Source organism: Pseudomonas sp. Z2-11 (genome assembly GCF_054161305.1).
Genome location: NZ_CP096395.1, coordinates 2066099 through 2089305 on the forward strand (window position 1 = coordinate 2066099; position 23207 = coordinate 2089305).

A 23207-nucleotide genomic window follows, 5' to 3' on the forward strand; every position below is an offset into this window, starting at 1 on the left:
TCAATGGCTAAAACGGTGCTGATGGGAGAGCGACAACATGACAAGTACAGATGCCAAACTCAAACGGCGGGAGGCACACAGTGCGTATCAGAAAATGCGAACCGAATATCGGGCGCGGCTTGCCGAAAAACCGATAGAAATCAAACCGGAGGATTTCGCCGACGCCACGGACAATCTTCTGAAAGGCCCTAACCTCAATAACGGGCTGAACGTGTATATCCCGAAGTGGGATAACTTGGCGCCGCCGGGCGATCCGGAAAAAATAGAGGTACTTTTCGACCGCGGGAACGACAGTTTTGTCGTAGTGGCGAGTCATGAGTTTGTAGTACCGATTGGCGGGACCGATTTGCCAGAGGCCTTCCCGTTCGAGATGGTCATCAAGGCCAACGAACTTCCACAGAACGCTACGTGTCAGCTGAAGTATCGCCACTACACCTACCAGGAAGAAGAATTTGACTCTCCGGTAATGCAGGTCATTTGCGACCGCCTGCCGCCCTATTCAGGCGCCGCCCCAGCATTGAAGTTTGCCACGGACTACGTCGATGATACGACGCTGCCCCAGCCCAACAGCACAGTTGCCGCTACGATTCCCGGTTATGCCGACTGGCAAGCTACTGACAAAATCGCCATCTATTGGGTTGACTCTGCCAACGCGCCTGAGGACCCGACGGCAAATCCCCCGGTTTTCTACGACTTGGTGCCCGCGCCTGGCATCACTGATACAACGGTGCAAATTCCAGGATCGAAAATTCGGGCCATTGGTGATGCCGAATGTTTTATCGCCTATGCCTTGATCGACAGGGCGTTGAACCCGGCGGTGTCGCTCTACCAGAAAATGAGCGTTACCTTCGGGCCGCTGCCGACCAATCTGCAACCGCCAGAAGTTCCTCAGGCTGATCCAGGGCCGTTGGTGGTTGAGCATGCCCTGGCAGGCGTGGACGTCTGGATTTCCAAATATGACAATCCCAAGCCCAATGACCACATTCGGTTGAAATGGGGTAGCACCACTCTGCCGGACGACTATCCAGTTGGCCCCAATCCGCCTGCAAGGATTGTGGTTCCCGTAGTGCCTATTGCGACATTGGTCAATGAGTACGGAAAGGACACGACCGGAAACAAGCCAACAAACGTCAGCTATCAAGTCATTCGCAGTGGCCGAGTATTCGGGCCTGAAGCTACTGATATCGAGGTCAACCTGGAGGTCGCCATTCCCTGGGACCCCTGGCCGCCTGTCGATTGGCCGAAGCCGATTCATCCAAGTTTACTGGAGGGCGAAGTCAAGAGTTCCGATGGAATCAGAACCAATCAGCTGACGCGGGCTGATAAGGGGCAGGACGCGAAGTTTACTTTCACCTGGTACGACGAGGCGGTTAATGGCCACATCGTCGACTTCTTCTGGAATGGCGCCCGTGTCGTCGAGGCTCAGATTACCTTTGACGATACGAACACCGGACATGTACCTGGCGGATCGCAAACCGTTGACATTCCTTGGCAGTACATCAAGGGCGGAGGTAACGGGACTGAAGTGCCTGTGCACTACCAGGTTGGCCGAGCCGATCTTCCGAATGATCTGAATTCAGCGCCTGCTCTGGTTGATGTCAATGCGATCGCTATTGAACTGCCGTCTGCGAGTTTTCCCACCATTGATACCCCTTACCCGGGATGTAAGGACTTGGAGGCTGATGGCTCGCTCCAAGTCGCCATACCTGATCTTTCAACACTGCTGAAGAACGGAAACACGATAAGGGTCGTGTTCACGCCGATGAGGGGGGAGGATTTAAACGATGCGGAAGATCCGATTCCAGGCGCGGAATTCGAGCAGACGTTTGAGCTAGGTCCTGATTGGGACATCACCGGCTTCATCTTCCTGGTGCAGCCCTATGACAAACATATCCTGCCTCTTTATAACGAAAACCCGAGCCGAAGAGGGCGCGCGAAAATCCAGTACTTCTTTAATGACGGCACGGAAGAGATTGAATCGACGCATTTTACCACCCGCACCGCGTTTCACCTACCGAATGGTCCGTGCGAGATCCCAAGGCCTTAGCCCATTCTCCAGGGCCAGCACACGGGCGTTTGTCGTCCGTGTGTCCGCACTGATGCTGACATACCACGGCAGACTTGCATCAATGTTCGTGCGACAGCGTAGAACAAAATCGCTGCCACAAAAGGATAAGTCCTACATATTTTGAGGAGGAGGTTGCTTAGGATTGCCGCCCTTGCACGTTCAGGCCAGGCTATAAGGCGTCGGGCAGAACGGATTGCGAAACAACCTGTTTACCAAGGAGCCATCCATGCCCGTCCGCCCGTCATTTTCTGTCACTCCGCTCGTACGTCTTCTCAAACTTGCCATGCTCACACCGTTGTTGGTCAGCCCGGACGGACTGGCACAGACCTTGATAGATGGCACCTCCAGGACCATCAATGAATCCACTGCGCTTGACGATTACCTGATAGAAAACACTGGCAGCCTGACGGCCAACGGCGCCACTACCTCCCAGATCCGTGCGACCACAGGCTCGAGTGTCGTGCTTGACGGCACCGAGGTCACTGCCTTGGGTACCAGTAATGGAGTCGATCTCTCCGCCAGTGAAACGACCATTTCCAATAAAAGCACTATCGTCAGCAATCGCACCGGGTTGCGTCTGGCGCAAACGGTCAATGGTGGTTCCACTGCACTGGTTCGCGACAGTGAGATTACCGGCGGCGAGGTTGGCGCGAGCCTCAGCGCCAAAAGCCAACTTACACTCGAAGCCGGCTCCAAAGTAACCGGCAGCAACGCCGACGGCATCGGTATCCGCAGCTTCGGCGGGAAAATTTCCGCCACTGACAGCACCATTGTGGGCGGGCTCAATGGCGTGAGCTTGCGGGCCGACCTCAATCTGTCTGCCGACAACGCGCTGATCCTGAATAACACCCGCGTCGAAGGATTGGCCGGCTCGGCGATCAGCGTCAATGGGCTGACCCAGACCAACGCCGAACGCGTGAATATTGAGGTCAACAACGGCTCAACCCTGGTGGCCGGCAACGGCACATTGCTGGAAGTCATCAATGACGCTTCGGCGAACTTCAAGGCCGATAACAGCCAACTGTTCGGCGATATCGTCGTGGCGGCTGGCAGCAGCGCCGATGTCGTACTCGACAATTCCGCCACGCTGACCGGCCGCCTGGAGAATGTTCAGAGTCTGGCGGTCAACAACGATGCCCGGTGGGTGATGGTCGGTAACGGCGAGGTCGCGAACCTTGCCATGAACGGCGGTGGCGTTCAGTTCGGCAGCCTTGGCGAGTTCTACAAATTGTCAGTCGGCAATCTGTCGGGCAATGGCACATTCATTATGGGCGCGGACTTTTCCACCGGCCAGGTCGACACCCTTGACGTAACCGGCACTGCCACCGGTAATCACACGGTTTTGATCAGCAGCAGCGGCGCCGACCCAACCGGTGCAGGCGCGATACCGCTCATTCACATCGCTGCCGGCGATGCCCGGTTTTCGCTGTTGGACGGCCCGGTGGATCTGGGGACTTACTCCTATGACCTGATCAAACAGGGCACCAACGACTGGTATCTCAATATTGCCTCCCGCGTCATCAGCCCTGGCACACAATCGGTACTGGCCTTGTTCAATACTGCCCCGACCGTCTGGTATGGCGAGCTCAGCACCTTGCGTAGCCGCATGGGCGAAGTGCGCATGGACGAAGGCAAGGCGGGTGGCTGGATGCGTGCCTATGGCAACAAGTTCGATGTCAGCGCCAGTTCCGGCGTGGCTTACCAACAAACCCAGCAGGGCCTGTCGTTCGGTGCCGACGCACCGTTGCCGATCGGTGACGGGCAATGGCTAGTCGGCTTGTTGGGTGGTTACAGCAAGTCCGATCTGGACCTGAGTCACGGCACAAGCGGCACGGTCAACAGCTATTACGTCGGTGCGTACACCACTTGGCTGGATGACGAAAGCGGCTACTACTTCGACGGTGTGCTCAAGTTCAACCGTTTCCGGAACGAATCCAAAGTACAGCTAAGCGACGGCAAGCAGGCCAAGGGCAGCTACAACAACAACGGTGTGGGAGCGTCCCTGGAATTCGGTCGTCACATCACGCTGGACGACGGTTATTTCGTCGAGCCGTTCACCCAACTGTCGGGTGTCATCATTCAGGGCAAGGATTACGCTCTGGATAATGGCCTGTCCGCCGAAGGCGACCGCACTCGCTCGTTGCTGGGCAAGGTCGGTGCGACTGCCGGGCGCAACTTCAACCTGGGCGAAGGACAAGTGGTGCAGCCGTATCTTCGTGCCGCTTACGTACACGAGTTCGCCAAAAACAACGAAGTGCAGGTCAACAACAGTGTGTTCAACAACGACCTCTCGGGCTCCCGTGGCGAGCTGGGTGCGGGTGTGGCCATGACGCTGACCGACAAGGTTTCGGTCCACGCTGATTTCGATTACAGCAACGGCGACAAGATCACGCAGCCGTGGGGAGCCAACATCGGTGTGCGTTATAGCTGGTAATTCAGTGATTTGAGGCGGCTGCGCGGGGGAAAGGCGCTGTACTGCGGGTTCAATGTACTTTATTGACGCGAGGGACAAGGCTGCGGCCATTGTTGCTCGCTTTACCAAGGAGTCTTGTTCATGAGCGAGCCAAAAAACTCCCAGTCTTCCAGCAGCCCCGGACTTTTACCTGAGCCTCGTGTGGATGGAGTTCTTGACAATGTTCCAGGCGGTGAGCCCAATCTGCTCCCGGAAGCCAAAACACACGACGACCTGAAAGTCTGGTTTGAACTATGGGAGCATTCCGATCCGAGGTTGGGTGAAGAGTCGGTTGAACTGTTCTTTGACGACGTATCGGTAGATATTCGTTCTTGGCGTGGTGCGCCTATCGAGGCGCCAGACCAGTTTGTTACATTGCCCAAGCAGCGGCTACGAGGCAATGACGGACAACATGGGTTGTCTTACAAAGTGACTGCTTATAATGACGAGACGGATGTTTCCTCGGAGCTGGTGATCACTCTCGATACAATCGCTCCACTTCTTGCGCCTTCCAGCCAATTGCAATTCCCTTCCGAAGTCCTCCCTCCCAACCAACTCACTGCAGGGTACCTGGAACGGGACGATCAGGTGCAGGCCAAACTCCCGGCGTACACCGATCCCAAGCCGGGAGACCATATCGTTTGGTATTGGGGAGGAAGACCGGGTGATTTGAATCAAGGAGATGTTATAGATCTGGACCACCTGAATTATCTCGACCCGGTGATCATCACTGTTTCTGGTGAACTGATTCGTGACCGTGGCGATGGCTGGCGATATGTGAGCTATAAGGTTTGGGACCGCGCGGGCAATCCAAGCGTGCAATCCGAGTTCGTTGAGCTGGACGTCGCTGCCACCCCTATCCCACGCGAATTGCCTTGGCCTTCCGTCGAGAACGCCTCGGGGACCGGAGGACAGCAGACGCTGTGCCCACTGCAGTTTACGTCCGGGGCGGTTGTAGAGATACCGGACACCGCAGTCATTCATCCGGGCGAGAAGGTCTGGGTGCAGTGGGGTGATCCCGACAGCGTGGGGGAATACCGCACTACCCCAGCGATCCCCCTGGTGTCGCGCCGTTATCCGATTCCGATGAAATCGATTGCCGCGTATATCGGCAAGACCCTGCCGGTGTCTTATGGTGTCATCGACGCGCAGGATCAGGAATGGCCGTCCGCGATTCTCAGCCTGACGGTTCAACCCATACCAAGTGGGAAATTCCCGACAGTCCAGTGCGATGGGCTTTCCGGCGGGCGACTGAGTGTACGTTCCGTTGCGGCTGAAGGGGCTAAATTAACGATGGGTACATGGTCCTTAATGACGACTGATCATTGGATCATGATCCGAATGACCGGAATCGGCTCCCCCGATACATTCGTGGCGATCCGTGAGCGTGCGGTCACTGAGCAGGAAGTCATCCGGGGTATTGGTGTGGGAGGAACGGTGCGGGTAAGTAAAGCGTTCTTGAATTCACTGCGGCGTAACGAGTCTTTAACGGGAAAAGTCTACGTGAGTTTTGACGGCGGGCAGACATGGCCGCCACTTGTTGCCCCCAATTTTCCGCAACTGCAGTTGACACTAGTCGACTGACCGGGCATGTGTGGCGGACAGCCCTGACCATTTTTAGCGAGGGCCGGGCTTTTCTAGTTATACGTGAGGGTGAAACTCAAAGCGCCTTTGGCAGTGCCAGGAACGAGATCCCTGCTCGCCCCGGTCTGGTAAAAGCGCGCCGTGAAATCCAGAACGGTATCGCCAACGGTAATCGGTTGTAGCGCAACTTCAGTATTGAGTTCGACGGGGGTCGACCCATCGGCCCGCAATATCTGGATCCCCACGCCTTCGGCTTCGGAGTCGGGCGTCAGGCTGAAGACCCCGGGGATCGGCGGAGCGACCGGTACTGAGCCGTTGGCGCCCTCGAAGCGAATATTGACGGTGGCAATGTTGATGTCCCTGTCATCGGCTACACAGGAGCTGAGGATAATATTGAACGGGACCGCGGTCGTGGCATGGCCCGGACCTGTAAAGTCCGAGATGTCCCAATTACCTAGCGGCACGGGATCGGCGCTCACCCTGTTACTGCCGCAATGGGCTTGAATTACCGTGCCGGTCAACCCAAGCCCGAAGGCCGTGCCGGCGATGCCTGAGAAAGAGCCGTTGAACAATTCTTGTCCATTTAGAGTCTGTGGCCCGGGCGCGATGTCACCTGTCTTTACCAGCGTGATAGAGCCTTCCAATCGTGAAAAATTTAACAGCGCCGATCCCATTGGTCTTTCGTGGTGAGCTGTGAAAGGTACCGTGGAGTCGCCTGCATCCGGGATGAATGCATTGGTCGCCGAATTATCAAATGGGAAACCCAGCACGATCTTGGCACCGACACCGGGGATGTTGGTTTGCAGGACCGTATCAGGTGCAATTTGGGCGCCCATGGCGGGCAATGAACCTTGAACGAATGGCACACTCGCCTGCGCATTGAACGTCAGCCGCACACGGCCATCGTTGTCGCAGAGTATGGATGCTCCTTCGTTATTTCTCGGGTTAAGCCGCAGGCTGGAACCAATGATGCTCCCGGCAGGCGCATCCCGAGGGACGAAAACTGTCCCGATGTCCTGGCTGAATGTTATGGGGCCGGACGTTATCCGCCACGTGCAGGTATTGGGGGCTGCCATGACCAGATGACTCTGGCAACTGGCAGCCAGACCCAGTAGGCCCGTGATCCAGCGTCTAGATGTTTTCATGTTGTCGTTCCTGAGTGGGCAGGGTGAGTAAAAAATGTCCTTATCCCTGTCGAGCGGTTGCAAGGCGACGGTTAGTAGCACGACAATTCTTGCAATCGATAGCCTTGTGCCTGCTCCATATTCTGCGGATCGATGCTCAGCCGACACTGCGGATCGGTTTGATCGCCCCAGCGTACGTCGAGTCGCTGCGGTTCGGCGCTGGTCGACAGCATGACCTGACCGGCCTGGCCGACGACGCCGATCACCTCTCCCAGGGCGTTGGCCACCTGAGCCCCGAACGGCAGCGGCCGACCGTTGCTGGTTCGGGCAGTGATAACCAGGCGAGTGACCGAGCGGGCAGCAAAGGTGGCTTTGACCACCGCACCGCGTCTGGGTACGACTTGGGCGGTGCCGTTATCGATTTCTACCTCCGGACCCAGCTGGTCGGTTTGCAGCACCACATGATTAACCCGATACGGGCGCAGGTAAGGCACCAGGGCATAGCCCCTCTCATTGGTCTTCACCCCGGTGGCATTCAACACGCCGACTCCAGCGACGTCCGGAACCTCCACCAGCGCTGAGGTTTCGCCCAGATAAGGCCCCAGTTCGACGCCGTCCGCGTGAAGCAGCACCGCACCACTGGCATTAAGTGAAACGTTGCGATAGTCGCTGCCTTGGGTGAGGCCCGCGCCGACGCTACCAAAAGGTGCCTGATAGCCGAGCGAGAGCGCTGCGGACTGTTGGTGGTTTTCATTGTTGCCGAGGGATGCCCGGTAGTTGAGCCGGTTCTGGTCGGCACTGCCTCCCAGGCTGGCACGCTGGCTATAACGGTCGCCGTTATTCTGCACATCGAAAGTCGCGCTGGTCGAATGACCAAAATTTAATGGCAACGTCACACTCAGACCAATCTGGCGGTCGTTGTCGCGGGTGTCGCTTAGTGATTGTGACGCATATAAATTGTAGCCAACCCCCCTGTAATGGGTGTTGACGTTGAACTGGAACTGGCGTTGTACATAGGCCCTTTGCCAATAATCCTGCTGTGACAATGTCAGGCTCAGCGAGCTGCGTGCGCCGATGTTCTGATAGACCGAAGCCTCCAGCCGACTGCGACGGCTGCCGCGCCAGGTTGAACTGCGGCTACGTTGGCGCACGGCTTCGTCGAAATCCCGATAGCCTTCGGTCGAATAGCGGTAGCCGGCGAAGCGCAGATTGGTTTTGGTCGCAAAGGATTTGCCGTATTTCACGGCATAACTCAAACCCTGGACATTCTGCGAATCCAGGGTGTGAATATCGGCGCTCGAATGAGTGAGGTCAAAGGCCAGCGCGCCGAACGAACCCAGATCCCTGGATACTCCGAGGGTGCCGGCCCGGTAGAAATCACTGACCATCAGGCCGCCATACAGCGTTGAGTTCCACACCGTGCCCATGGCCAGAGTGCCTTGCCAGAGTAATGGCTCATCGAGGTCGCTTGTACCGTGGTAGCGGCCCAGCGCACTGCCATAGCGCCATACACCTTCACGCAACAGGTTACTGAGCGTCGCGTAGGGCTGAGTAAAACGGCGGACCTGACCATCGGCCTCAGTCAGGACGATTTCCAGTTCCCCGCTACCGCCACTGGTGCTGAGGTCGTCGATTTCATACGGGCCGGGGCTGACATAAGTGGAGTAGATCGGATAACCGTTCTGCAGAATCTCGAGCTTGGCGCGAGTTTGCGCTACGCCGCGGATGATCGGTGCATAACCTTGCAGGACATCAGGCAGCATCCCCAGGTCCGACCCGATGAGTATTCCTTTGATCGGCAGGCTTTTGAACACATCGCCGCTGGTAAAGGTTTCACCCAGGGTCAGATTCGCATGGGTGCCAGGCAAGTCGCGCTGTGCATAGGTGTAGGCTCTGGTCCATTCACGCTTGCCATCTTCGTTCTGGCGCAGCGACTGGTTGCTGCGCAAGCGCCAGGGGCCAAGGTTAAGGCCGCTGTTGAGGTACAGATCATCACTGTTTTGGTGGCCGCGATAGCGACTCGTGCCCTGCTGCGCCGATACCTGGTAGCTGACAAAGGCGGCATTGATGCCATGGTCCCAACGCTTGGGGTCGACCTGGCCCAGCACGTCGCGGCGCATAGCGATTTGCGGGATGGAAATGGCCAGCAGCAGCTTGCTGCCATCGAAGTCGATCTCGGCACCTGGGATCAGCGCTGACAGATCGACGCAAGGGGCTTGCAGCAAAGCGGGGTCGGCCAGGCTGTCGAGCCGCACGCCCAGTTGACCCAGCAGTTCGGGCGACAGGCAAGGCAGCAGGCGATCACCCTCGGGGCTGAAGAGGAACTCGATTTCTCGCTGGCCGAAATAACCCAGGTTGACCTGAATGTCGACCCAGTAGCGCCCCGGGCCCAGATCGTGACTGTTGGCCAGAGCGCTGAGAGCCAACGCTCCGGCGTCGCTGGCATGCTCCGGGCTTTGGCGCATGAAGCTGGATTGGAATTCAATGGCGGGTGTCGCCAGCGCGGGCCTTGCCTCGAACAGGATGGCGCCGCCGCTGCCGATAACGAACAGATGAACAAGGCGCAGGCGGTAACGCGCGCGTCGGCATCCGGGTGATAGTGTCATGATCGTATTCCAGGCAGTGAGCGCGATATGCACTGCCTCAAGGGGTCAACTGAATCGGTAAGGTCAACGGTTTGCTGTAGCCGCCGTAGTCATTGATTGCCGAGAACACCACCTGCAAACCGGGCCCGGGTCTGACGCTGTCCAGGGCATAGGCCTGGCTGGAGAGTGGCCCGACCATCGCGACGTTTTGAAAGGTCTGGTGCTGGCCGTTTCCGTTCACTTCAAGGCGAATAAAGGACACGTGGAAAGGCGTCGGGTTATTCACCACCAACTGCGGTTTACCGCCCGGATGCTTGATCGACCATTGCAAGTCCTTCAGGCGGCTGATTGGGTTTTCCTTGAGCTGGCTGGGGCGATAAAACAGTTTTATGCGGGTGCGCAGGGCGATATTCAGAACATTGATTTCGTCGGGGGTGGCCTGGGGGATTTCCTGAACATTAAAATAGAACAGCGACTCTCGATCGGTTGGCAGCGTATTGGGCAAACCATTGATCTGGACTTGCTGTTCCTTGCCCGGGTTGAGTCGGAACAACGGAGGAGAAGGGATGAACGGCACCGCTGTGGTGGCGTCATCGTCGGCCGTATTGACCCAGGTTTGTACCGCAAAGGTCCTGTTGCTGGGGTTGGCGACGATCAACGAAGCACTGCGCTGGTCACTGCCGAATACCACGCGGGTACCGTTGAGCGTCAAGGCCGCCTGGCCGACGGGAATATGTGACGCCAGCATGAAAGCAGTCATGCAAACGCCAAGAGCCGGCCGGCTAGTGGCCACCTGCTTGATTAAGCCGAACATAGGTCAGTACCTTTTATCCAGGCGAGTACGGGTGCCCGGACAGCGTTGAGAGGCCCCTTGGCCATGACGCGCAACCAAGGGGCAAGAGCGGGTATCAGTTGATGGCGACGACAAACTGGACATCGGCCGAGGCCGCGCCAGGTTCCACTGGCATGGCGATCGACCGGTAATAGGCGTTGAACACCATGTCGGTTGGGCCGCTATCGTTCAGGTCGTAATCAGCAGAGGCTGCACCGGGAGCGATCGCCGTGCCGCTTTTATCCTTGAGCACGATGGCCACACCCTTGGCGCCATCAGCGGTGGGGGTGACCGCGAAATACGAACCGGATGGATCGGCGGTGCCGTTGAACGTGACGTTGGCGGTGCTACCAGCTGTTACGTTGCAACCAGGGCCGCCGGTCACGCGTAAGGCAAAGCTCTTGCCGCTGTATTCCTGGCCCGAACCGGTAAAGCGGCTGGCGTCAATGCTGCCCATTTTTACCTGGTTGCCGATGGAGCCATCTTCCGGATTGACGACTTCAATCGGACACGTACTGCTGGTGATCCTGCCTTCGAAGTTGATAGTGCCGGTATTGGCGAAAACCGGAGTGCCCGCCAGGCCGGCAGCCAGGCCGAGGGAAAGTACGAGTAGAGACTTTTTCAAACGGTAAATCCTTTTATCGAAACAGTGCGCGGCGGTAATTAAGGTCGAGACAGTGCCGTTGTTGCACTGCAAGGTGGGAGGGAAGTCAGGGATGTTGCGTTGTCTCGATGGGAGGCGATTCTATGAAGGGGGAGCGGTTGGGGATATGAGAGAACTCTCAGTTTTGCGGGGCTGTTGTAACAGCAGGTACTTGGCGACGTGAACCGGGGACGCATTCAACGCTGCAAACGCCCTTGACTACGGGTGGCGAGGATACCTCCAGTAGTCAAGGGCTTGGGCGCGCCGATTATTAGCTTGTCAAGAAGCGGTCAGTAGAGGCAGATGTATTGTTTCTGATGTGTACCCTGTCCAGTTCCAATTACCGTCGCTCCCTCTTTTGTATCCGCCAAGAGAGAGATGTGTTCCTGTATTAGGGGGGTTAACCGCTCTGATTCCATTAGAATCTGGAGATGTTGGGGAAGGGGCTGATTTCGCTGTTCCCTTTGAACCAGGGGCTCCCTGAGGCCCAGGGGCTCCCTGAGGTCCAGCAGGGCCCTGAGGTCCAGCGGGGCCCCGGGGTCCAGCGACTCCCTGGGGTCCAGCGACTCCCTGAGGCCCAGCGACGCCCCGAGGCCCAGCTCCAGCTCCGGCAGGTCCAACAGTTCTAGGCGCTCTGGCAGATGCGGCCAGTCCACGCATATTCATCCCTCCCTTCGCCAGAGACGCAACCGCCCCCCCATTCTTGGCTATGCTGGCGGCCGCAGCTTTCGCGGAAGCCCTGACTGCCAGTTTCGCTGCTACTTTCGTCACGACTCCGGATGCGACGGATCCGACAGCCCCGGCAATCGACAGCCACGTGGCGGCGGTCATTGCATCCTCGTCCTCTGCAACAGTGGCATAGATACCGACTCCGACCGCTACGCCGCTGAGCGCAACTCCGGCTGCGCCGATAACGAGGCCCAGAGACAGGCCGCCTGTGAAGGGGGTGAACGCGATTGCGACGACAAAACCGATAATCAGACCTGCAACTGGAAGCCATTTCTGCCAAAAACTCTGTTTCGGTTCTTCGACGGGGTCTATATACCAAGGGCTTTCGGGACGATTGGGTCGATGGCCGCTTGGATCACGAAAGGCGATTGGATTGCCCAGACAATACACGTAAGGGTTGACCCCACCGGCACCGAACGGGCTGAGTGAGTCCGGGCTGTGAAAACGCATCAGTCTTGGATTGTAGGCCCGATAGCCACGGCCCAGCAGGTACCAGCCATGGGTCTCTTCGCGCACTTCACCATTGAAGGCCAGCAGGCTCTGTAGTTCATCATTAGCACTGCGTTCGCCGTAGGCATTGTAAACGGCCGTGCGCAGTCCGTTCTGCAGACTTTCGCCTATGACACTCGGGCTGGCGTCGGTCAAGTGCAGCAAGGTGCGATTATGGTCATTGAGCTGTTGCTCCCCCAGTGGCAGATCCCCATGGCGGAAGTACTGAATGTGCTTATCGTCCTGAATGGTGTGGCTCAGGTTATAGCCATGATAGAACCGCAAGGTTTCGCTCTGATCACCCTGACGTATTGCGATCAGATGGTTGTGCCCGTCATAGCGATAGGTGCCGAGCGTCTGTTGCTCGTCAGCGGTTTTGACCGTGAGCAGGCGCCCTTGGCTGTCATAGCTCAGACGCTGGCCCTGCTCATCATTGAGCATGCGCCCATCAGCGTCGTACTCGAATGTCTGGCTGGCTGTGTAGCCGCCTTCAGTGTAGGTATGGGTAAGTTTCAGCAACTGGCATGGATCGTCCTCCGAGTAAGTGAAGCGCGCGACATCGGGCTTTTCCACGCCCGCGAATGACGTTATACAGCGTTGAATGTTGTCCAGTGCATCGAATGAGAAGACCTGTTTCTCGATTGCATTGCCGTAGGCATCTTTGGGCAGGGTCGCGCCCGAACAAATGTGCTGTATCAGTCGATTGCGCAGATCGTAGGAAAATTCTTCCTTGAGCAGGCTGCGTCCATCCATTTCCAGATGCCGACCCTGTAACTGATCATCGGCCAGCCAGGTCTGGGTGATAGTGCGTGGCGGTTGGTCGGTCAGGCTCAGGGTACGCTTGGTTTCCCGGCCCAGGGTATCGTATTCAATGTCAGTCACCAGCTTATTGTCGGTGTCCAGGTTCCGTGTGGTGGTGCGGCTCGGGCGGCCCAGAGCGTTGTACTCGAATTCGGCTTGCAGTGTGCCTTGAGTGACGTTCTTCACCCGCCCGTAGTCGTCATACGCATAGAAGGTTTCCGCTCCACCGGTATGGCCGCGACTTAGTTGCCGCCCTTGCAAGGATGTGACGTAGTGGGTTTCCTTGGCACCCTCAGTATCGGTCCAGCTTTCCTTAAGCAGGTGACCGGCGGCGTTGTATTGGTACTGACGACTCCCCTGGTCATTTTCCGCTTTGGTGATACTGGCGCTTTTATGATCGTAGATGTAGGACGCGTTGTCCTCGGATGTGTTGATGACTACGGGCTGCTCTGTCAGGCTCAACGTGTATTCGTAATCGAACGTTCTGTTGGCCGGTGTGACTCGCTGACAGATTTGCATCTGGCCGCCAGCGTAGCTGTAGCGTTCCACTCGTGGGCCGACAGTGAGTTGGGTCAGCCGCAACAGACCGTCGAACGTTTGCTGGCCAACGATGACGGACGGTTGGTCCGGGTTTGCAGACGTTACCTCCAAGGCGACGGGTAACTCGCCCGAGCAATGCTCGGCAAAGGTACGGCTGACGCACGTTTTGTCGGGAAGCGTTGTGCACAGCATCCGCCCCCAGGCATCGTATTCGTAGCCTGTCGTACGTTCCAGGTCATCCAGCAGTTCGATTTGCTGGATGCAACTGCCATGACCATCATAGGCATAGCGAATCGACCCGACTGTTGGCAATTCTGCGTTCAGCAGCAAGGCATCGAGGGATTGAACCACGCTGGGCCTGTCACCCTGACTTTGAACCGTTCGGAGCTGATTATTCAGCTGTTGAGCGTCGAGTCGCTGGACTGAATCCAGTTTGGCGAAGCGGTTGTACTCGCTCACGCTCAGGTTACTCACCGTGGGCGGTTGCTCGTTACTTTCCTGCCAGTGGCGCTCTATCGGGCCGCTTTCTCCGAAAGGCGATACATCGCTGATGGTTGTGACGCCGTCCGGGCCGATAACACTGCGCTGCATGCCCCAGTTGTCGTAGTCGAATCGGCTGGTCAGCCCTAACGATTCGTCGCCAAGCCAGTCGAAGCTGGATTCCCGAGCCAGGTTGCCCAATGTATCGTAGGCAGCTGCGTAAGTCTGGCGGTATGCCTCGGCGCCAATGCTGCTGTCGACGTCCCGGCGTTCTTCGTAGATCGTCCGGTTGAGCCCGTCGAACCGTGTGCGGGTACTCACGCCTTTGACATCGGTGAGCACTTGTTCGGCTTGTTGTCCGTCCAGGGAAGTCAGGGTGTACTCATAATATCGAGTGGCTTCGAAATCCGCTTCTCCGGGCGCTACGGTTTCGCTCGTCACCCGACCCAAAGCATCGTAGCGAAAAAGCGTCTGCACATCGTTGACGTCAGGCATCAGTACCGGCTGACCGACGAGCAGCGAATGCTGGAAGGTCATCACCTTCTGAACTTCATGGGTGCCCGCCACATGGTCAAAACCGGTCAGGGTCTCGACAGTCTGTAGCACCGTTTCTCCAGCCAGCAAGCTGTCGGGTTTGCTGTATTGGTAGTCGGTGATGGTGCTGTTGTCTGGGGTGATTTTACTGGGCAGAGTTACCCGCTGACTTTGGGGACGCCCGTGCAGGAAGGCATTGTCGGGTTCGACAAAGCAACTGCGCAGGATTTGCTGTAATTGCGCTTCTGTCTCACCTTCGTCGCCGTTCTCTATTTGCAGCAAGGTCTCGCTATCCACCACCAACCAGTCCTTTAACTGGCTGCCCGCCAACGGTGCCAGCGCACTGTAGCGATAACGGGTGCGCAGGGTCGGCGCCTCACCGTTGCCCATTGGCGATGGCACGACGGTGGTGTCCTTCAGGTTGCGCACGAAACCTTCCGGGTCGGGCGGGCAGCCGTCGGCGCCCTCCCTGGGATAATAGGTATAAACGGTTTTGATGCCGTCGGGTTCGACCTGTTCGGTCAGGTTGCCAGACGTGTCGTAAGCGGTCTGCGCGACCTCGTAGCGGTATTTGGTCGCATCGTTGTCCATCTCCCAACTGGTCTTGACTGCCTTGGGCAACTGGAACTGGGCAACCTGCTCCTCGAACGGCTTGTCCTCGGCGTAATAGGTCGTCGAGACCCTCTTTACGCAATGGTCCTGGGTGGTTTTTTCTTCAGTCAGCAAATGAAAGCGGTTGAAGGTGCGATCAACCCGGCGCACCGCCTTGCCGTCGGCCATGAGCGTGGCACTGGTGCCGTACTCATAGGTGTGGGTGACGGTGTAGAGATTGTCCAGACCTTCGACCCAGCTGAGAACGGCGCCGTTGCCGAGGAAGTTATGGCCATTGTTGAGAGGGTCATAACTGTAGAGCACTTCCATCATCGGCTGGCCGAAACCCGGATCAGTGCGATGGCGGGTCACCCGTGGCAGGTTAGGGCGCTGGGCGCTGCCAGGATAGGGATGGCCCTGGTCCTGGTAGTCGATGGTTTCGTGGCCGCCGACGGGCGTCTTGACGTCCTTGATGCAAAGGACGCCGCGGATCGGCTCATAGAGGAAGCGCCAGGAGGCCTTCTCGTCAGTCGGTAACACAATCTCATCGACCCAGCCGTTGGTCAGTTTGAGCTCATAGCGCGCCAGTGGACCGCCATCAGGGCCGTCATAGGGGCGCAGGAGTATTTCGACCGATGTATCGCTGGGGCGGTTGATCCGCAACAGTTCGCCCTGGGCATCGCTGATGGTTTCCAGGCGCTGACCACCCCGAAAAGCGGCGTAGGACAAGCTGACCATGTGGCCGGCGGGCGAATAGAGCCTGGCCGGCAGGGCCACCTTGTCGGCGCCGCTGCCGCCGGTTTCAAGCACCTCGATCAGCCCGGATTTGTGCAGCACGCGATAGGTGCCGTCGCCGTTGTTTTCGAAGTGGAAACTGTCGAGTTTTTTTTCCTTGATATCCGGTTTATCGCCGCTGCCGGTGACCTTGTAGGTTTCCCCGGTACTCAAGGCCAGGATGCTGTCGTTTGGGGTGAACTGAGAAAGGTTGAGGTTCCAGCCGAGGCCGAAACCGGAGTCCAGAACGTTGATCGGGTTGAAGGCCAGGCCCAGTGGGACGACCGGGCCGCAAAGTTCGTTGCACTTGATCTCGGGAAAGTTGATGGACACGGTGTATTGGCCGGTACGCGGGTCGACACCGTTTTGCAGGAAACTCATGAAGTTGAAGGCTTGGGAGTGCGCCGCAGTTGAACTGGTCATTTGATAAGTCTCGTGAATAAAAAAAACGAGCGGAGGCCGGCGTGACAGAAGTGAGGTTCAAGGCTGGGCGGGTGGGGCGGCTGATGTCGTGATTTTTACACACCCTAATCGATCGCGGATCGGCTCTCCTGGATCATGAAATTTTCCGAGGAGTTGCAATCCCGACTCGATAATCTGGCCGGGTGAAAAAATATCGAGCTCTTCAATCGGGATGATTTCGCTGAACGTGTTCTTTTTTATCGTTTTGATTTCCTGCCAGAAAGATTGGTCCGGAGTGTCCTTACTGCAGCTGTTCCCGTCGGTCATCAAAATAACAGTGGCGGAAGGGAAATCCGCGAACTGCACTGTTCGAGCCCAGTCACTTTTACAAGGTTTATCCCCGGTAAAATCATACACCACTGTTTTGCCCGGTTCGGGGGCTGTTAGCGAACACGAAGCGTTTTCTATGTCCCTCAATATAATTGTTCCTCGCGCGCTGGGAGTTACTGCATCTGCCAGGGTAGATTCGGGATATACAATGTGGCTGGCAAGTAATAGCCCGAAAACAGCCGCTTTGACGTGATTCATGGGTGTGTGCCTCATTTCAAGTTGAGCTTGGGGTAGCGAACGCTGAGCTGTTTCTGCGCGTCTAATACTGTCGCGCCATAACTTGTGACACGCGCCCGCTAAAACCATGGGTCCGCTGACACATCAACAATATCAACGATTCAGGGTTTGGCCACCTAGTAGTTCTGTTAGTGGTCAGGCGAGCGGCAGAGGCGTAAAAAGAGCCACATCCAAAAGTTAAATATGATCGAGACCCGGCAGATTAAGGAATTAAACTAATGGCGGAATTATTGCAGCCCCCGACAATACCCGATTTACGGAGCGGCGACTGGATTGATCTCGAGCAACTGGGGGACGATCCACTGCTGACCTATATCAAATATGACGCCATTGCGATTAACGACGTGCTTTGGCCCAATTGGGCAACTGGAACTGGGCAACCTGCTCCTCGAACGGCTTGTCCTCGGCGTAATAGGTCGTCGAGACCCTCTTTACGCAATGGTCTTGGGTGGTTTTTTCTTCAGCCAGCAAATGAAAGCGGTTGAAGGTGCGATCAACCCGGCGCACCGCTTGCCGTCGGCCATGAGCGTGGCACGGGTGCCGTATTCATAGGTGTGGGTGACAACGGCGCCGTTGCCGAGGAAGTTGTGGCCATTGTTGAGAAGGTCATAACTGGGCTGCCGGTGACCTTGTAGGTTTCCCCGGTACTCAAGGCCAGGATGCTGTCGTTTGGGGTGAACTGCGACAGGTTGAGGTTCCAGCCGAGGCCGAAACCGGAGTCCAGGACGTTGATCGGGTTGAAGGCCAGGCCCAGTGGGACGACCGGGCCGCAAAGTTCGTTGCACTTGATCTCGGGAAAGTTGATGGACACGGTGTATTGGCCGGTACGCGGGTCGACACCGTTTTGCAGGAAACTCATGAAATTGAAGGCTTGGGAGTGCGCCGCAGTTGAACTGGTCATTTGATAAGTCTCGTGAATAAAAAAACGAGCGGAGGCCGGCGTGACAGAAGTGAGGTTCAAGGCTGGGCGGGTGGGGCGGCTGATGTCGTGATTTTTACACACCCTAACCGATCGCGGATCGGCTCTCCTGGATCATGAAATTTTCCGAGGAGTTGCAATCCCGACTCGATAATCTGGCCGGGTGAAAAAATATCGAGCTCTTCAATCGGGATGACTTCGCTGAACGTGTTCTTTTTTATCGTTTTGATTTCCAGCCAGAAAGATTGGTCCGGAGTGTCCTTACTGCAGCTGTTCCCGTCGGTCATCAAAATAACAGTGGCGGAAGGGAAATCCGCGAACTGCACTGTTCGAGTCCAGTCACTTTTACAAGGTTTATCCCCGGTAAAATCATACACCACTGTTTTGCCCGGTTCGGGGGCTGTTAGCGAACAGGAAGCGTTTTCTTTGTCCCTCAATATAATTGTTCCTCGCGCGCTGGGAGTTACTGCATCTGCCAGGGTAGATTCGGGATAGACAATGTGGCTGGCAAGTAATAGCCCGAAAACAGCCGCTTTGACGTGATTCATGGGTGTGTGCCTCATTTCAAGTTGAGCTTGGGGTAGCGAACGCTGAGCTGTTTCTGCGCGTCGAATACTGTCGCGCCAATAACTTGTGACACGCGCCCGCTAAAATCATGGGTCCGCTGACACATCAACAATATCAACGATTCAGGGTTTGGCCACCTAGTAGTTCTGTTAGTGGTCAGGCGAGCGGCAGAGGCGTAAAAAGAGCCACATCCAAAAGTTGAATATGATCGAGACCCGGCAGATTAAGGAATTAAACTAATGGCGGAATTATTGCAGCCCCCGACAATACCCGATTTACGGAGCGGCGACTGGATCGATCTCGAGCAACTGGGGGACGATCCACTGCTGACCTATATCAAATATGACGCCATTGCGATTAACGACGTGCTTTGGCCCAATTGGCGAGGGTGCAGTGCGCAAGGCGAAGTGGCTGATTTTGCCAACTCACGAGTGGACGTGACGACTGAGGACGGCTACACACCTGAACTCGGGATGCCCGTGCTTGTTCCCAATGATGTGCTTAAGCATCTGGATCAAGGTTGGGCGTTTTATTCCTACTCCGTGGGCCTTGCGAGCGACCGGCCGGAATCGCGGCGAATTTTCTGTTATGTCGGCGAGCGGCCAGTGAAAGGAGCGCAACTCGCCGTCCCGCAAATCAAAGAGTCCCATGGGCTTGCGCTTGATCCAGATCTCATAGGTTCTGCCGGGGCCACAGCCGTCGTGCCGCCTTATCAGGCCATGACGGTTGGGGATAAAGTGACGTTTACCTGGCAAGGATATTATGAAGGGGTGCCTGAGAATCCCTATAAGGAAAGCAAGGAACTGGCAGCCGAGCACCTTGGCCGGCCTTTGATATTCAATGTACCCCTCTCTGAAGTGATCGGCATTCCCGACCAGTATGCCGAGATCAGCTACAGCATCGAATATGCCAATGGGCTGGGCCGGCCAAGCGATTCCCCCATGCAAACCATTCAGATCGTCCCGCCCGGCTCAGCGCTGCTGCCTGTGATTACCATAAAAGACTACGCGGGAGGCCCGATTACCCCCGGGGACGAAGGGCTCACACTGCAAATCATACCTGTCTATGGGGCTATTCAGGACGGTGACGTGGTGTTGATGTATTGGAAAGGTAATCGGGACGCCAACAGTGTGATCAAGTCGTTGCGAGTCGATTTATCGACTCTCGACAGTGGCATCCTTGAGTTCTATCTCGAGCCCCAATGGGTGTCGGCCAACAGCGGATCGCAGGTGACGGTGAGCTATCAATATGCACGCGTCGATGCCGCGGAGTCTGGCGAGCCACTGCTATTGGATATAAGCGTGCCTCTGGATTTGCCGCCGCCGATTGTGGAAAACGCCACTGCGGAGGGCGAACACAGGGGCTGGCTGGCGGCCGACCCCAACGGTGCCTATGTCAACGTACCTGAAGGGGCGACGATTGGCCCGGGCGCGCAGGTCGAGATGCACTGGGACGGCCACCCCAACGGTGGCCGGTACGTAGCGACAGACCCCGTTGGAGGCTCAGGCAAGCGGTTTTTTATTCCTGGCACCGCGATTGCGGCCAATATGTCGACGGAAGAAAACAAGCGCTTTGAGGTCTTCTATCGAGTGACCCCGCCAGGCCAGCCTTCCGGATCATTCAACCTGCGTATCGAGCCCCTGGCCTCGACAAGATATCCGGACATTCAGTGCACCCAGGCGCAAGGCACGCTGACCCTGTCCTTGACCAGCGTGCCACTTGAGGGCGCGGATCTTGTTATCGGCAAACCGCCATCCATGGCTTGGCCGTTCATGGCCATAGATCAGAAACTCACAATTGAAGCCAGCGGTGTAAAGGCAGGCGGCGGTTCGACGCGAATCATTGTGCGTAATGCGGTGCCGGTCACAGCGGAGGAGTTTGGCAAGAAAGTAATAAAAGAAAAATTGAATCGTGCATTTTTGCAATCATTAAAGCTGAATGAAAAGTTTACGCTCAAGGCAAAAGTCAGTTTCGATGGGGGCGAAACCCAGGTGCCGTTCAACGATACAAACCTTAACTTAACCCGTTGAGTTGGCTTTGACTAACTGTTGATTCAGTCGGTCAACTCGAAAGTCGATGAGGATTTAATCATGAAAAACAATTCAGTCGAAACGCTGTTGGAGTGGCTAAAGGAAGAACCGCGAACGCTCGGTTGGGACGCCATTGTCGCCTACGACCGGACCAAGACCAATACTGTACTGTTGCAGGAATACATAGGTCGGTTCAGTACGTCAGATTATATGAAGCCGATTACCGAAGAGATCGCCGACAACGCGACGCCTACCCAAAAAGAATTTATTTCCAACTATCTGATGGACAGTCCGCGCCTATCGTTTATCAATTCGAATTTGCTCGACTCAAAAGCACAGTTGAGCATGACAGTCATAGGTGGCGCTCACCTGACATTTGAAAAACCGCTGGGTGCACAGCAATGGAACGTCACCAAAATTGCTCAGGAAGATGCCCTGGATGGGCCGAAACTGCTGGCGGAAATCGAGCTGAAGGCAACCGAAGGCACAGTGGATGGAGCCGGGACTGTGAAACTGGATTTGGCCGAGGGCACTGAATATCGATTGACGTACGCCGAAACCGAGCACCTGCGCAAGGTTGCCGGTGCACGCTTCAAGCAGCGATTTATCGGCATGCCTGAGGCGCAACGGACCTTTGTGTTGAACGAGGTGAAGTTTAAGCCTGATCAGTTTTTAAAGCCTTCGAAATTTTTTATTCGCACCCATGCCAAGCCAGGAGCGAACCCCGAGGACGATCAAGGAGAGGGTGCCGTACTGCTTTTTGTCACGATGGAGGGCGGGAAGAACGGGACATACCCTGCGGAGTCTACCGACCTGGAATATTTGCTGCCGGAGGGGTATTCGGCGTCGGTACTACTTGGCCATGAGATGGTAGTGAGCAAAATATGTGCTGAAGCAGTCAAGCGAATACACACTCATGAGGATCCATTTCGGGCAGTTCTGGAGCAGAAAGGCAATTATACTGAGATGTCTTGTGGAGGGGGGCGCGGGAGCTATGCTCATGTTTTTAGTTATGAGGGTTTCAAGTTCGAGGTGGTTTCATTAATTGTAAATTTTAGTGACGATACTGGTGGTACTGATAACCCTACACCTGGTAATGCGAGCTTTAGGCTCCGTCTCTTACCAGATGGCGGACGGGGGCCAGGGACTCAGGGGGGGATTGATATTGAGTGGAGGGGGGATAAAGAACAGCCGTGTAAAACTGATGGTCTCGGCTTTTTGTATAACATAACATCTGGTTGGATGGGCGTTTGGGTGTTTAATTTTATTATGGAGGGGCCTGGGGTTGTTGGCGTAAAAAAAGGAGATACATTAGTCAATGCGGGTGTTGGAATTGGATATTATGAAGGTGACGATCGGGTGGAGGCACACTTCAATGACATAAGATCTAAAACCAACGAAAGACTTCTGGGCCATCTAGATTCAATTGTGGAGGAATTCAGCGCTGCAGCAGCCGATATCAACGTCTTCTCGCTAAACAGCTTGTTGTTCCGTGGCGACAACGCTGTACGGTTCGAGCGCGTCGATTGCACCGGCGACTTGGCGCTGTTCGGTCAGGTTGGCCCTACGCAAACCGCTTTCAGCATCGTTCCATTGGAGCCGGTGATCAGTCACACCACTGACTATCCGTTCACAACCGAGCCTCCCCGCGAGGGCCTGACCTGGACAGTGGAAAACATTCTCGGCAGCACTGCCTATCCAGGGGCCTTCAAAGACCCGGCGTCGGGGTTTTACACCCCACCAACCGTTGCTGAGATCGAGGGTAACCAGACCCGCGTGAAGGTCACGGCTACGGACGGTATCCATACCAGTTCGGCACTGGTCAGCGTGCTGCCGCGTCCCCTTTCCGTCAACCCGTTGATTCAGATCTGCGGTGCCGCAGATTCATTGGGGCGTGAAATGTCGGCCGGTGCGTTGAATGGGGACGGACTGGAATGGTCCGTAGAAGATCCGAGTTCGGGCGCGACGGTGCGCCCAAGCGATAAAGAGGAGGGGGATCACACCTACTATCCCGGTCCTCAAAACAAAGAGCGGTTATTCAGTGTAGATAATATTGTCGTTAAAAACACACGGACTGGAATAACCGAGAAAGCCAAGGTACTGGTCCTGCATGGAGTGCCCTCCATCACCGTGAGGTTTGATGAATCGGCCGCTTTACAGTCGGATCAGGTTCAATTGAAAGCGTATTGGGGCAACGACGAGCCTGTAGATCCTACAGAAGAGCTCAAATGGGCACTGTTGGAAGGCTCAGGTCAGGTCAATCCAGCAACAGGCGTTTATACCATCGATCCTGAGGGGCAACACAGGTTTGCCGTTGTCACCGCCTACGTCCCGCCGCTCCGTGGGCGGCCCGCGGATGAGGGCTTCATCCTTTTGCCTGTGCCGTTGTTCAGCGTGCCGGAAACTATTCGAATGCTAAGCACCGATAGTCAATGA

12 protein-coding genes and 1 pseudogene are annotated in these 23207 nt (G+C 56.2%); 5 read left to right on the forward strand and 8 right to left on the reverse strand.

Going from position 1 to position 23207, the window contains the following annotated elements; translation table 11 throughout:
- Window positions 1-37: 37 nt before the first annotated feature.
- The 3 genes from M1E16_RS09345 (at window position 38) to M1E16_RS09355 (ending at window position 6104) form a co-directional block, all read left to right on the forward strand.
- A complete protein-coding gene (locus M1E16_RS09345; RefSeq protein ID WP_458129711.1) occupies window positions 38-2047 on the forward strand; it encodes a hypothetical protein in 2010 nt (669 codons plus the stop codon).
- 247 nt (window positions 2048-2294) lie between these two features.
- Window positions 2295-4502 (forward strand): autotransporter outer membrane beta-barrel domain-containing protein, encoded by a 2208-nt coding sequence (locus M1E16_RS09350; RefSeq protein WP_458129712.1) that lies wholly within the window; start codon window positions 2295-2297, stop codon window positions 4500-4502.
- Between the two features lie 120 nt (window positions 4503-4622).
- Window positions 4623-6104, forward strand: coding sequence for a hypothetical protein (locus tag M1E16_RS09355; RefSeq protein ID WP_458129713.1), 1482 nt, complete (start codon window positions 4623-4625; stop codon window positions 6102-6104).
- Window positions 6105-6157: 53 nt separating this feature from the next.
- Here M1E16_RS09355 and M1E16_RS09360 read toward each other — a convergent pair whose 3' ends face one another.
- The 8 genes and pseudogenes from M1E16_RS09360 to M1E16_RS09395 form a co-directional block, all read right to left on the reverse strand.
- Entirely contained in the window at window positions 6158-7249 is a 1092-nt protein-coding gene (locus tag M1E16_RS09360) for a fimbrial protein (RefSeq protein ID WP_458129714.1), read from the reverse strand.
- Between the two features lie 71 nt (window positions 7250-7320).
- A complete protein-coding gene (locus tag M1E16_RS09365) occupies window positions 7321-9834 on the reverse strand; it encodes a fimbria/pilus outer membrane usher protein (RefSeq protein WP_458129715.1) in 2514 nt (837 codons plus the stop codon).
- Between the two features lie 37 nt (window positions 9835-9871).
- Window positions 9872-10627, reverse strand: a complete 756-nt coding sequence (locus tag M1E16_RS09370) for a fimbrial biogenesis chaperone (protein WP_458129716.1) — start codon at window positions 10625-10627, stop codon at window positions 9872-9874.
- A 94-nt stretch (window positions 10628-10721) separates the two neighbouring features.
- On the reverse strand, window positions 10722-11270 hold the full coding sequence (locus M1E16_RS09375) for a fimbrial protein (RefSeq protein ID WP_458129717.1): 549 nt from the start codon (window positions 11268-11270) through the stop codon (window positions 10722-10724).
- 297 nt (window positions 11271-11567) lie between these two features.
- Window positions 11568-16649: an RHS repeat-associated core domain-containing protein gene (locus M1E16_RS09380; RefSeq protein WP_458129718.1), complete on the reverse strand. Its 5082-nt coding sequence runs from the start codon at window positions 16647-16649 to the stop codon at window positions 11568-11570.
- Window positions 16650-16706: 57 nt separating this feature from the next.
- Window positions 16707-17216 carry a hypothetical protein gene (locus tag M1E16_RS09385; RefSeq protein ID WP_458129719.1) on the reverse strand — a complete coding sequence of 170 codons (510 nt, stop codon included), beginning with the start codon at window positions 17214-17216 and terminating at the stop codon, window positions 16707-16709.
- A gap of 658 nt (window positions 17217-17874) precedes the next feature.
- Window positions 17875-18156: pseudogene (locus M1E16_RS09390) on the reverse strand (hypothetical protein); the annotation flags it as partial.
- A 56-nt stretch (window positions 18157-18212) separates the two neighbouring features.
- Window positions 18213-18722 (reverse strand): hypothetical protein, encoded by a 510-nt coding sequence (locus M1E16_RS09395; RefSeq protein ID WP_458129720.1) that lies wholly within the window; start codon window positions 18720-18722, stop codon window positions 18213-18215.
- A gap of 258 nt (window positions 18723-18980) precedes the next feature.
- Between M1E16_RS09395 and M1E16_RS09400 the strand changes: the two genes are divergently transcribed.
- Together M1E16_RS09400 and M1E16_RS09405 are read left to right on the forward strand one after the other, a co-directional pair.
- Window positions 18981-20771, forward strand: a complete 1791-nt coding sequence (locus tag M1E16_RS09400) for a hypothetical protein (protein ID WP_458129721.1) — start codon at window positions 18981-18983, stop codon at window positions 20769-20771.
- A 60-nt stretch (window positions 20772-20831) separates the two neighbouring features.
- Window positions 20832-23207, forward strand: a complete 2376-nt coding sequence (locus M1E16_RS09405) for a hypothetical protein (RefSeq protein ID WP_458129722.1) — start codon at window positions 20832-20834, stop codon at window positions 23205-23207.

What these genes read in the sequence shown, in the direction of transcription:
- M1E16_RS09345 (WP_458129711.1), top strand. Translation starts at nt 38, where the DNA reads ATGACAAGTACAGATGCCAAACTCAAACGGCGGGAGGCACACAGTGCG.
- M1E16_RS09350 (WP_458129712.1), top strand. Translation starts at nt 2,295, where the DNA reads ATGCCCGTCCGCCCGTCATTTTCTGTCACTCCGCTCGTACGTCTTCTC.
- M1E16_RS09355 (WP_458129713.1), top strand. Translation starts at nt 4,623, where the DNA reads ATGAGCGAGCCAAAAAACTCCCAGTCTTCCAGCAGCCCCGGACTTTTA.
- M1E16_RS09360 (WP_458129714.1), bottom strand. Translation starts at nt 7,249, where the DNA reads ATGAAAACATCTAGACGCTGGATCACGGGCCTACTGGGTCTGGCTGCC.
- M1E16_RS09365 (WP_458129715.1), bottom strand. Translation starts at nt 9,834, where the DNA reads ATGACACTATCACCCGGATGCCGACGCGCGCGTTACCGCCTGCGCCTT.
- M1E16_RS09370 (WP_458129716.1), bottom strand. Translation starts at nt 10,627, where the DNA reads ATGTTCGGCTTAATCAAGCAGGTGGCCACTAGCCGGCCGGCTCTTGGC.
- M1E16_RS09380 (WP_458129718.1), bottom strand. Translation starts at nt 16,649, where the DNA reads ATGACCAGTTCAACTGCGGCGCACTCCCAAGCCTTCAACTTCATGAGT.
- M1E16_RS09385 (WP_458129719.1), bottom strand. Translation starts at nt 17,216, where the DNA reads ATGAATCACGTCAAAGCGGCTGTTTTCGGGCTATTACTTGCCAGCCAC.
- M1E16_RS09395 (WP_458129720.1), bottom strand. Translation starts at nt 18,722, where the DNA reads ATGAATCACGTCAAAGCGGCTGTTTTCGGGCTATTACTTGCCAGCCAC.
- M1E16_RS09400 (WP_458129721.1), top strand. Translation starts at nt 18,981, where the DNA reads ATGGCGGAATTATTGCAGCCCCCGACAATACCCGATTTACGGAGCGGC.
- M1E16_RS09405 (WP_458129722.1), top strand. Translation starts at nt 20,832, where the DNA reads ATGAAAAACAATTCAGTCGAAACGCTGTTGGAGTGGCTAAAGGAAGAA.